Below are 10,539 nucleotides of genomic sequence, written 5' to 3'. Positions count from 1 at the left end.
GATTATTAATAATAATTAGAATGTTAATCTAGTTGAAAGGAGTAAAAATTGTGAAGTGCAAGAGCTTGGATAACGATATAAAATTATCCCTTTAATAATGACAATAAATGGTGAACTTATAGAGAAGAAAAGCCCATACCAAGGTATGGACTTTGAATGTAAATACATACTTATAGTTTAAAGTAAATGTTCATATTTTGTGAAGATTTCATGGATTTTATTGATATCAGATGCAGTTAAATCTTCTCGGCTAAATGTAGCATATAACTTCATAATACCCTGTGATGGAGAATCATTAATTGTACTGTAAGCCATTAAACGCGGACAAAACTTAGCCATTGATTGTGCTGATAGTTGTTTATTAATAGTCACATTTTTATGTTTATATACTAATGATTTTTTATTAATATGAATAACATAAACACCATCATTTTCTTGCTGATCTGCTATTTTTTTAATAGCATCTTCTCCTCCCCATCTAAATATAACGCCTGTTTGCCACTTAGCTTCTCCAGCAGAGACGAATGAATGTACATGGTTTTTATATTGTTCGCCGCCCCAATCAAAACCACCTGTTGAAGCTTTAGACATTATAAAAACAAGGCATAGATTCGAATCAGTATTGCCTAAATCATACTGGGTGTGATCAAATAGACTAACATTGCCATTAACTTCAATACCATTAACTGATATTATTGGAGCAGAATTAGAGTCTAAGTTATCATGCCCTATCAAGCTATACTTAATATGATTGATGTTTTGATATTTTGATGCAAGATAAAATAATGCTTTACATTTTTGATCTAATCCTGCTTTTATTAAATCATCAATGAGTAATAATAAGTACTGATTGTCTCGTCTCTGTGATTTATCCATGTAATCTTCATAAATTACATAGGCTTTATCACTTACTGTAGTCAGTGGATTATCGTTTTTATCACTGCCATAATCAACAGTACCTAAATTATTTTTACTCCAATTGACATTTGGGACTTTAATTGCTACACCTGACATAGAAAATCTCCGCTAATTTTTGTGTATTAGTAGACTCGATCAAGTCACTATTTTAATTCTAGTATTTTCTCGCAATGACTTAACTTTGTTGCTCTCTTAAATAATAATTAAAAATAACGCACCAGTTATATAAATGGTAATCTTCATTACCTATACGATAGACAATGTTATTATTATCATGCAACTCACCAGCATTCCGGTTCTCTATATTGAAAAAACCATAAGTAATTATTAGATTTTTTGGGCTCTCTTTACACTCTATACGAAGCGTATCGCAATTATTATCATCATTAAGTCGTTCAACTTTAGTTATAATTTCTTTGCCCACTGAATTTTTTATTGAAAACCCTCTATTTGGGATAGTTAAATTTTTATTTTTAAAATATTGAGGTTTATCAAATGTTAAACCAGATTTATTAAATTTCAGGTTTAAAAGTTTACCGTTAATAGTGTGAGAAATTGGATGTAATGGTTGCCAATCTTCACCCGATATAACTTTACTCAAAACATAACCGTAATAGGTACCTAATAATTTAGAACTTGGTCCATCTATATGCCATTTATCTTGATAATGTAACTGATATATTGGTGTAGCTAGATAAAATCCACTATCTTGTTCAAGTGCTAACTCTAATTGTGCTAAAGCAACATCAGGACAATCTGGAACAACATTATCAGCACTAAAAGAAGAAGATATTTGATAAGTAATAAAAGGTAAATCAGAATAGTCATCGCCCGTGATTTTTTCAATGTCCTCAATTAAATCAGCTCGCAATTTTCTAAGAGCAGCTTTATACCAGTTGATACCACAATTATAATCAGATTCACCTTGAGTAAAGGTGATTGCAAGTAATCGGTAAGATTTACCTTGTTCAGTTGCGATTCGTTTACCATTTTGGACATCATTAATAATGTTTTGATAGTCGGAGTTGCCTTTAGACAAATTCAATATTGATTGACTTACATGAGCACAATTGGAAGAAAGAATCAATTTATTTTTAAAATTATGAAGTTCAATTTCACGAATAAACATCTCTGCTGTACCAGCAGAAGGGGACTCAAAACTATCAGGAGGGTCTTGCCTTTCAATGTGGTCTACCAATGTTTGATATGGCTTACCGCCAGCAAAACGAGTGCGAATGCCATGATTAAACATTTTAGCGTATGGAGAAAATGGTTGCCCAGAAAGGAGTGGATATGATTTTGTTCCTTCAGCTAATGATTGACCATAAGCAATAATATGATTAATATCAGCAAGCCCTAAATCAGGTGGATAAATTAATGCTTTTAATTTAGATGCGAACTGATTATTAATATTAAATTCTGAATTACCCGCTTCATCAATTTCAAAAGAGACATTGCCTTGCTCATCAGCAATAGTAAAACCATTTTTTTGAGTATTATTGAATGAAAAATTTTCTTTATCGATAAATTGAGCATTGGCTTGTTTATCAATTTTCAGAGCATGATGACCATCATTGTTAGAATCATGTAAATTTTCTGGTATTGACTTTTCAGGATCCGAAAAATCATTCAATGAATCGTTTAAATTTACCATAATTGCAATTCATCCTTTGTTACATATATTAAAAAACAAAATACAGTTATAAATTTAGATAAAGGTTGTTAGATTCAAATCATAACAAGACTTTTTTATTTTTATCTTTATCAAATCTGCATTGTTTTAGTCATTTAAATTAATCAATCCAAAATTATTGCTAAACGATTTTAGTTATTTAAATATTTTAAAAAATTAGTGTTAATACCCTATTTCTATAGTTGATTGAAGAACTCTTTTAGCTTTTTAGCAAATTGACGAGTAATCTTGAACTCTGTGTATCCTTTTTCATCAATTCTAAAAACAACATTACCTAACCTATCAATAATCGAAAAACCATTATTTTGGGTATTAGTAAATGCTGAAGGTTCTTTATTAAGAAATTGAAAGTTACCGTCTTTGTCAATTTTTAAAACATAATCACCATTTCTATTACAAATATAATAACCATCCTCTTTTACATCATAAAAATTTTGCGGAAAAGTGTTTGTTCGATCTGATAAATCACTTAATGTTTCATTTAAATTTGTCATATTATTTTTACCATTGTTATTTATGAAAAATAGAACAATATTTATACTTACTAAATTTGTGTTGTTTTATAATTTTTGAATTTTTTAGTTTGATAGTAGTTTCAGTACATAAAGTATTTTTCTATACCATATCAATACTTTCAATTCAAAATTGAAAAAGCTTGGATTTTTTGATTAGCCTAATTTAATTTGCTAAAACGCGAAAAAATGATCATAAACGTCAATTTTTATTGAGGATAACTTATAAAGCACACCTAGTTTGAAACAAGTAAGACTATATTTCATTTAATTTTTAGTTATTAAATAGTGATGTAAGCATACTTTTTTTAAATTTTTACACTTGAGGGGTGAATTGTACTTTTAAAAACGTTGTAACTACTGTCTAAAATATTTAACAATTATTACTAGAATTAATCATTTAAATATATGGTAGATAGGCGGTTATACCTTATTTGTAGCTGCACTCAAAAGCTTCTATACCACGTTTTAAAACATGAACTTTTTCACTCTATTATTTAGCACTAAGATATATATGAAAAGTTATTTAATAATTTAAATTATAACCAAAAAGTTAAATTATTTTTCTAGTCATTTATTAGCGAGAAAAAGCCCACAATAATTGTGGGCTTTCAATTTCAATACAAATTAACTCATTATAGATACGGTTCGCATTCAGCAAAAATTTGTTGAATTTTATCAATTTCAGTTGAAGTTAAACCTTGCTCGCCTATTCCACCATTACTAAATGTAGCATACAATTTCATTGTACCATTACTTGGATTTTTGATTGTATTGTAATTTAATAAAGATCCACAGAATCTAGCATATGACTGTGGAACTGATTTAGTTAATTTAACAGTACGATGACGGTAGTCTAATGAAGTTCCATTAACATGAATCACATAAAGCCCAAGAGGATCTTGTGTATCTTCAGATTTTTTTACAGCAGTAAAATCTTTACCACTATTCCATTTAAAGATAGCGTCGCCGAAGTTACTAGCATTACCGGCTGAAGAAAATGCATGTGCGTGGTTTTCTTCGCTTTCTCCACCCCAATCAAATCCATAAGTTGAAGGTTGAGACATCATAAATACTAAACATAAATCCTCTTTCGCAGGTTCAATAGGTCGATGATCATAAAGGTCTGCCTGATTTTCAATTTTCGTTCCTTGTACTGTAACTGTTGGGAAAGCTGAATATTTATCCAAATGATTTGAGCCAAATACATCATACCGAATATGCTCATACTTAACCTCACCTGGGAAATTGATGTTGATAGGTGATGCTAAATAAAATAGGCCTGCACATTTCTTATGTAGACCGGATACGACTAACATATTTACTAGCTTTAATAAACCATAACTGTTTGGGCGAGCTTGTTCTTTGCCATTAACGTTTTGGGCAATTCTGTCAATGTATCTTGTATAAATGGCTAATGCTTCTGGACTAACCAATTTTAGAATTTGTTCAAAAGAAATTAAATTAGTGTTTTGTGTTGTATCTTGTAAATTTGACATAAAATTCTCCATTATTTGTTATTTAAGTTAAAAAGAAATTTGCGTTTAACTTTGAATAAAAGTTTATTTCGCAAGTTTTTACTAATGTTATTACACAAGGTAATAATCGAAAATGACTCACTATTTAGTAAAATAATAGCCAGTCATATCGATAGGTAGATAGCGAAGTTGTTATTAAACAACCTGCCATTCATTTTTTTGATTAAAGGAATGGGTTATTGCATTGACTGCCAACCAAAATGGGGGATAGCATTAATATAACGAGTTAATTTAGTATAAATTTAAGTCAATTAACTCATTAAAACCACGTTATGAAAGAGTGTAAAAATATGTATTAAAAACTGGGTATTTTTATTTAATACCTTAACGCCGCTTTAAAAGAATAGAAATTAGATTAATAACTTATTGATATATCATTTTGATTTCTATCAACCACCTTACTGGTTTAAAGCTCGAATTGCCCTTTTATCTTGATTACACTTTTCAATAACATTGAGCAAATGTTCGTTATATTTAAGACTACTCGCAAAGGTTAATGGTTTAGGTGGTAAAGCAGGTAAACAATCAGTTAATAAGCTTTCGGATATTGGTCGATTGATGTAAACTTTTTGCTCTTTCGTACAAGCTGTTAGTAATATCACTAGGAACATACTCATTAGCACATTGGTTATTTTTAAGTAAGTCATCAATTTTTTCCTGCAATTCTAAGGATTGATTTTCAAGGTTTCGTTTTGTAATTTCATTATTAGCAATAATCTGATTATCTTTTATCGTTTTCTGTTCAAGCTGAGAAAGCTTATTAGTCAGTTCTTGAACTTGTTCTAACCTTTGTTTAGATACCTGGATTTGTTTTATATACAAACAAATTAATAACAAGCATAGAAACATAAAAACACCTGCAATTTTTGCCATTTTTATTTCCCTAAAAGATTAGTTAGAAATGATTAAATAAATCTTCTTCAGCTTGTCTACGATTAGCTAAACCAATGCATGATTGTTTAACACCATTGACAGTGATTTTGTTCCAACGACAAAACTCTTTCGATGCACCAAGGTAGTCACCAATATTTAATTTTGCTAATAAAGTCGATTGATTAAATGCTGATACACCGACATTAAATACAAATGAGCATAACGCATCATATTGGTTTTGATTTAACTTAACTTTCACCAATTTATTAATCGACTGTTCAACTGGATATAAGTCTTGCATTAAAAAACATTCAGCTTGTGCCTGACTTATTCTGTCATTCTCTTTCACATTTTTGGTGTGACCATAACCAATGGTCCAGATTCCAGCTGGACATTTATAGGCTTTGACCGCTAAACTTTCAAAACTTTTGATAAGTTCTAACCCTTTTTCACTAATAATCATTACATTTTCCTAATTTTGTTTAGTGTTATCAGTCTGTATATTGCATTGAAATTTTTTAGATAATTGATGGGAATCAGAAGAAATAAAAAAGAACATTATTAACTATCAATTAATAGTAAAATAATAATCAATAATTTTTAGAATAATTTATTACATTGATTATGTGGTTAATTTATTTAAATAATCTATCAAAATAACTTATTAATCATTATCTTTCATTTTTTTAAGTAACTTTTCTTCTAATATTTTAATTAAATTAGCGCCTGACCAGCCTGCCAAACCTGCAACTCCACCCGCCATTTCAAAAGCCCAATTGAAATAACTAGCAATAAGGATGACCAAAGCACCAGCAAAAATCGATATAAATATTTGAGCAATTAACGTCCACAAAAAGAACTTATGACCATTGAGTAAGTGATAGCAATAACTGGCTAATGAGCCAAGTAACGTAACAAAAAATAAATATACAACAACTATCCAATGGATATTATCGGGATCTTTGATTGACATATGATTAACCTTATAAGTATTTTAGAATTAGGTAATTAAAATGAATGATGTTCAAATAGGTATAATATGAGTTTTTATTAGACATAAACTAAAACACCAATGTTAAATTGGTTTAAATAATTCTCAATTGTTTGATGCTAAAAAACTTATTTATCAATAATTAATATTAAGCAGAAAAATCCTATTTATCCTAACCATAACCTAGTAATGATTTTTTATAATCAATTTACGCGATCTGATTGAGATAATAAGAAAGATAATTTGCACTAATAGAAAGGTATGAACATTTTTAATTTTGATGTAATTGGTTAAATGTTACTTTATGATTTTATTGTAAGATTTATTAAATAAAATGAATAATTATAAATCAAACAATATCGTTTAAAACAATTCAAAGGATAGGATCATTATTACAATATTAGAGTGTAATAAAATGACGATTTTAAATACTAACCAATAACAAATATATTAACATTATATTTTTATTGTTTTTTATTCAATTTTTCGTATTAAAAAGGTGGTGCAATAAAACAGAAAGTAGTCATTAAAGATAACGAATAATTAAACAAGGTATGCCATTAAACTAATAAATAATAAACAAGCATATTTTCTTTTATTAAAAAATTAAAGACAGCCCAAATACATAATGAAAATATTTTAAATTAAACAACTTCATGTTAAAGCAATTATATAGGTAATATCAATTTTAATCACATAACAAAAAAGCCCGTCTATTGCTAGCGGGCTTTTTTATGCGTTTAAATTTTGATTATGGACTAATTATATATGCTTATTTGCGCAATGTCAAGCATTTTCACTGCAATGTTTAACATTTTTACTACTTTTATTGAAAAATGGATAAATATTCCCTCCCACAAAACTTTGCGCCTGATTCAAAATATTGATAATGTCGTGAGGCCTTTTACCTATCGCTTTCGCTTGTGCATTACAAGACACATTCTTTAAGTAATACGCCACTAACACCGTCCATTGCACCGGATTATATTCTTTCAAACTCAAAACAGCATTATCAACAACCTCTGCTTCTTGCTCTGTCAAATATTGACGATAATCAAAATCTCGAGCCGCTCCAGCAACAACCGATGATTGTGATGGATATTCTGTTCCTATACGCTTAACAATGCGGGTATTTCGCCATGCCGTTAAAATATCTTTCGTCTCTTTCATTGTGACCTCTTCTTTATTCCACTATTTTTTATGCTGATACTGGGTTCAAAATATTAATGGGTAACTTGTGTTATTCTTTATACTGAGTTAAAACAAACTAATGAGCCTAAAATTATCAGGTCTATGCGTTACACTATCCTGACAACTACTTACTGCTTATTACTTATTACTTATTACTTATTACTTATTACTTATTACTTAGAAAAAACATCGAAACTAAACAAGTTCATGCCCTTCTTATAAACCTTCGCAGTATAGTGAGCTTAGGACTACATCCGTGATAACTCAGTAAAGAGTAAAATATCATTAGTACAAACCGCTAACGCCCCAGATAATTAAGTAAATTACACTACCCATTAAATTAAAATCATCAAAAGTACTCAATTGATTGGGCGTTTTATCGTTAAAGTTATTGTTATTATTGCTCAATTTGAGTTTGATAATTTTAATTATTAATAATGATAACCTATATTATCATTTAAAGCAATTATCATTATCGCTATTAATCATTGATATTTGATAACTTGGGTTATATACTGACCCGGTCGATAACCACGAGGTAACACTATGACCACTTTTACCGATAGAATAAATTGGGCATTACAAGCATCCGGCTTGTCTCAGCACCAATTAGCCGAGAAAGTCAAAATTAGCCAACCCGCCATTCAAAAACTGGTTTCCGGTAAATCAAGCACGTCACGCAAAATTGTTGAAATTGCAACAGCTTTAAATGTTGACCTGTTATGGCTTACCCAAGGCGTCGGAAAACCTGACGTGGGCAAAAACCAAGCCAATGCAAAAATACTGGGAACTATCGATGACTGGGATAGTAAAACACCACTTGATAATGATGAGGTTGAAGTGCCATTTTATAAGGATGTACGGCTATCTGCCGGTGATGGATTTGCAGATGATATTGAAGATTATAATGGTTACAAGTTAAGACTGTCTCGTTCAACCATGCGCCGCTATGGCATTGATAAAGATTGTGCAGTTTGCTTAACAGTTTATGGTGACAGTATGGAGCCTGTTTTTCAAGATGGTGCCACGGTTGCTATTGACCAGGCCGATACCAGTATTCGTGATGGTAAAATTTATGCGATTAATCACGATGGGTTACTGCGAATCAAAATTCTGGAAAAACTACCCGGTAATCAAATCAAAATCAGAAGTTATAATCCAGGTTATGAGGACGAAATCATTTCACAAGATGAGATTACTATTTTAGGACGAGTCTGGTGGCAATCATCCATACTTAACTAATGACCGAATAATCAGATAAAACGCTCATCATTCCATGTCAAGCAGCACAGGTTGGAATGATAACAATTGATAACACAGTCTACTCCCCCTCCACAACAGCCCGTTATTGGGCTGAGACCGTTTCACCTCAATAATGTAACGTTGCCTTTAGTGATAACAAACAATAACCAAAAAACACAAATTAATAACTTTAATTATTGACACCGATGATAACATATATTATCATTGCCACATCAAAACCAATCAAGTTAACAGTGTCATTAAACAAGACTACGAGTTATTTAATGCGTTAACAAGATTCAAGTAGCTAGCAGGGGCATATGAACATACTGCGGTTTTGATACATGTCACAGGCATGACGGTAAACTGCGGCTGATGGCAGTGTTAATTGCACATAACACAATTAATACTGCCATATCTCATCCTATCAGCACTCACGCACACTGTTGTTAGGAAAAGGACAGCGGGAAAGACTGCGAACAGACCACATCCTTCGCCCCAACATGTTGGGGCCTTTTTTAAGGAAATATCATGATTAATAGAGATTTTATTAATATTAAAACCAAAAACAGATTTGACAAAGATTATCAATTAACTAAACACGAAATCCGATTTATCTACTTTGCCAATTTAATATTAATCTTTATGGGATTGGTCGCCTTGTTAATTGCTTTTTATTAATAACAATTAGGTGAATCATGCGTCAGTTGCAACAATTAGTCGAAAATAGCTACGAAGCGAGTTATTACAAAATGCTCGATAAAATCGAACAACAAGATGCTCAAGAGGAGTGGATTGATAAACGTGCTGATGAGCTAATGGGAAATTTTAGTAATGAAAATGATTGGCAAATATTGGCATTACTTAAATTAAAATTAGAAAACCATAGTGTTGATGCAAAGATATATCATCAATTTATTATTGATATTTGTTATTCTCAAGCACAGTTTGAATTTAAACAACATTCACTAAATTATTAAATAAAAATGCTTATTAATGTAGCTTAATTAAATTAACAGAAAATAAATTAGATGATAAGCAACTCAGTATTCATGCTAAAAAACAGAGACAGATATAAAAATAGGTTGATATTAAAACAGATATACAATACAGATTACATTAATTTACAATTTTCCTTATTAGCAAAAATACCAGCCTTTTATCAGACAGTTAATCTAAGTGACATACTGAATAACAAAATAAAGTTATTAAATCATCGTTGAATTTTAGAATCTTATTTCATTATTGAGGATAATTTGTATGGTAATAAAAAACAGTCCTGAAAAGGATATAGAATCAATCTTAAATGATTCTAATGTATTTGCTCAAAAAATTAACAAATACTGTCGTAATTGTAACAATCCAACTCCTGATGGGTTAGCATATTGCAACCAGAATTGTAAAAATGAATTTGAAATCAAACATCGTAATGATTTTAAAGATTAATTGCCCTATTATTTATATAAATAAAAAAACATTAAAATTGCGAAAAATAATGGCATTTATTTAATAGATAAATTATTAAATTAATCTATTAAAATAATACATTCAATTTTTACATTATGTTATAAGATAATTTTT

13 protein-coding genes are annotated in these 10,539 nt (G+C 30.0%); 4 read left to right on the top strand and 9 right to left on the bottom strand.

What is annotated here, in order from left to right:
- Positions 1–177: 177 nt before the first annotated feature.
- The 9 genes from A9G03_RS06130 to A9G03_RS06095 all read right to left on the bottom strand — a co-directional run bounded on the left by A9G03_RS06130 (position 178) and on the right by A9G03_RS06095 (position 7,695).
- Positions 178–1,014, bottom strand: a complete 837-nt coding sequence (locus A9G03_RS06130; protein ID WP_065798705.1) for a hypothetical protein — start codon at positions 1,012–1,014, stop codon at positions 178–180.
- A 79-nt stretch (positions 1,015–1,093) separates the two neighbouring features.
- On the bottom strand, positions 1,094–2,572 hold the full coding sequence (locus tag A9G03_RS06125) for a sialate O-acetylesterase (RefSeq protein ID WP_065798704.1): 1,479 nt from the start codon (positions 2,570–2,572) through the stop codon (positions 1,094–1,096).
- A gap of 215 nt (positions 2,573–2,787) precedes the next feature.
- Positions 2,788–3,105, bottom strand: a complete 318-nt coding sequence (locus tag A9G03_RS06120) for a hypothetical protein (protein WP_065798703.1) — start codon at positions 3,103–3,105, stop codon at positions 2,788–2,790.
- A 653-nt stretch (positions 3,106–3,758) separates the two neighbouring features.
- Positions 3,759–4,622, bottom strand: coding sequence for a hypothetical protein (locus A9G03_RS06115; protein WP_065633598.1), 864 nt, complete (start codon positions 4,620–4,622; stop codon positions 3,759–3,761).
- A 437-nt stretch (positions 4,623–5,059) separates the two neighbouring features.
- The gene (gene lysC, locus A9G03_RS12850; RefSeq protein ID WP_442903108.1) at positions 5,060–5,272 is read right to left on the bottom strand and encodes an Rz1-like lysis system protein LysC; all 213 of its coding nucleotides are present in this window, start codon (positions 5,270–5,272) and stop codon (positions 5,060–5,062) included.
- Positions 5,187–5,534, bottom strand: a complete 348-nt coding sequence (locus A9G03_RS12550) for a hypothetical protein (protein ID WP_065633599.1) — start codon at positions 5,532–5,534, stop codon at positions 5,187–5,189. The genes lysC and A9G03_RS12550 overlap by 86 nt, the downstream gene beginning before the upstream one ends.
- A 22-nt stretch (positions 5,535–5,556) precedes the next feature.
- Positions 5,557–5,997 (bottom strand): lysozyme, encoded by a 441-nt coding sequence (locus tag A9G03_RS06105; protein ID WP_065798702.1) that lies wholly within the window; start codon positions 5,995–5,997, stop codon positions 5,557–5,559.
- Positions 5,998–6,198: 201 nt separating this feature from the next.
- Positions 6,199–6,507 (bottom strand): phage holin family protein, encoded by a 309-nt coding sequence (locus A9G03_RS06100; protein WP_065633601.1) that lies wholly within the window; start codon positions 6,505–6,507, stop codon positions 6,199–6,201.
- Positions 6,508–7,311: 804 nt separating this feature from the next.
- Positions 7,312–7,695: an antiterminator Q family protein gene (locus A9G03_RS06095; RefSeq protein WP_065633653.1), complete on the bottom strand. Its 384-nt coding sequence runs from the start codon at positions 7,693–7,695 to the stop codon at positions 7,312–7,314.
- Positions 7,696–8,262: 567 nt separating this feature from the next.
- Between A9G03_RS06095 and A9G03_RS06090 the strand changes: the two genes are divergently transcribed.
- From A9G03_RS06090 to A9G03_RS06080, 4 genes are all read left to right on the top strand, one after another.
- Positions 8,263–8,958 carry an XRE family transcriptional regulator gene (locus A9G03_RS06090; protein ID WP_065633654.1) on the top strand — a complete coding sequence of 232 codons (696 nt, stop codon included), beginning with the start codon at positions 8,263–8,265 and terminating at the stop codon, positions 8,956–8,958.
- A gap of 531 nt (positions 8,959–9,489) precedes the next feature.
- On the top strand, positions 9,490–9,639 hold the full coding sequence (locus A9G03_RS12545; RefSeq protein WP_179854744.1) for a hypothetical protein: 150 nt from the start codon (positions 9,490–9,492) through the stop codon (positions 9,637–9,639).
- Between the two features lie 17 nt (positions 9,640–9,656).
- Positions 9,657–9,938 carry a hypothetical protein gene (locus A9G03_RS06085; RefSeq protein ID WP_065798701.1) on the top strand — a complete coding sequence of 94 codons (282 nt, stop codon included), beginning with the start codon at positions 9,657–9,659 and terminating at the stop codon, positions 9,936–9,938.
- A 280-nt stretch (positions 9,939–10,218) separates the two neighbouring features.
- The gene (locus A9G03_RS06080) at positions 10,219–10,404 is read left to right on the top strand and encodes a hypothetical protein (RefSeq protein ID WP_065798700.1); all 186 of its coding nucleotides are present in this window, start codon (positions 10,219–10,221) and stop codon (positions 10,402–10,404) included.
- Positions 10,405–10,539 lie beyond the last annotated feature (135 nt).

The organism is Gilliamella sp. wkB171 (assembly GCF_001693755.1).
GTDB classification, from domain to species: domain Bacteria; phylum Pseudomonadota; class Gammaproteobacteria; order Enterobacterales; family Orbaceae; genus Gilliamella; species Gilliamella apicola_F.
The sequence above is the reverse complement of the archived record's forward strand: the minus strand, read 5'-3'. Positions and strand labels throughout refer to the sequence as shown.

Coding starts and splice junctions, on each gene's coding strand:
- A9G03_RS06130 (WP_065798705.1), bottom strand. CDS start 1,014: ATGTCAGGTGTAGCAATTAAAGTCCCAAATGTCAATTGGAGTAAAAAT.
- A9G03_RS06125 (WP_065798704.1), bottom strand. CDS start 2,572: ATGGTAAATTTAAACGATTCATTGAATGATTTTTCGGATCCTGAAAAG.
- A9G03_RS06120 (WP_065798703.1), bottom strand. CDS start 3,105: ATGACAAATTTAAATGAAACATTAAGTGATTTATCAGATCGAACAAAC.
- A9G03_RS06115 (WP_065633598.1), bottom strand. CDS start 4,622: ATGTCAAATTTACAAGATACAACACAAAACACTAATTTAATTTCTTTT.
- lysC (WP_442903108.1), bottom strand. CDS start 5,272: ATGTTCCTAGTGATATTACTAACAGCTTGTACGAAAGAGCAAAAAGTT.
- A9G03_RS12550 (WP_065633599.1), bottom strand. CDS start 5,534: ATGGCAAAAATTGCAGGTGTTTTTATGTTTCTATGCTTGTTATTAATT.
- A9G03_RS06105 (WP_065798702.1), bottom strand. CDS start 5,997: ATGATTATTAGTGAAAAAGGGTTAGAACTTATCAAAAGTTTTGAAAGT.
- A9G03_RS06100 (WP_065633601.1), bottom strand. CDS start 6,507: ATGTCAATCAAAGATCCCGATAATATCCATTGGATAGTTGTTGTATAT.
- A9G03_RS06095 (WP_065633653.1), bottom strand. CDS start 7,695: ATGAAAGAGACGAAAGATATTTTAACGGCATGGCGAAATACCCGCATT.
- A9G03_RS06090 (WP_065633654.1), top strand. CDS start 8,263: ATGACCACTTTTACCGATAGAATAAATTGGGCATTACAAGCATCCGGC.
- A9G03_RS12545 (WP_179854744.1), top strand. CDS start 9,490: ATGATTAATAGAGATTTTATTAATATTAAAACCAAAAACAGATTTGAC.
- A9G03_RS06085 (WP_065798701.1), top strand. CDS start 9,657: ATGCGTCAGTTGCAACAATTAGTCGAAAATAGCTACGAAGCGAGTTAT.
- A9G03_RS06080 (WP_065798700.1), top strand. CDS start 10,219: ATGGTAATAAAAAACAGTCCTGAAAAGGATATAGAATCAATCTTAAAT.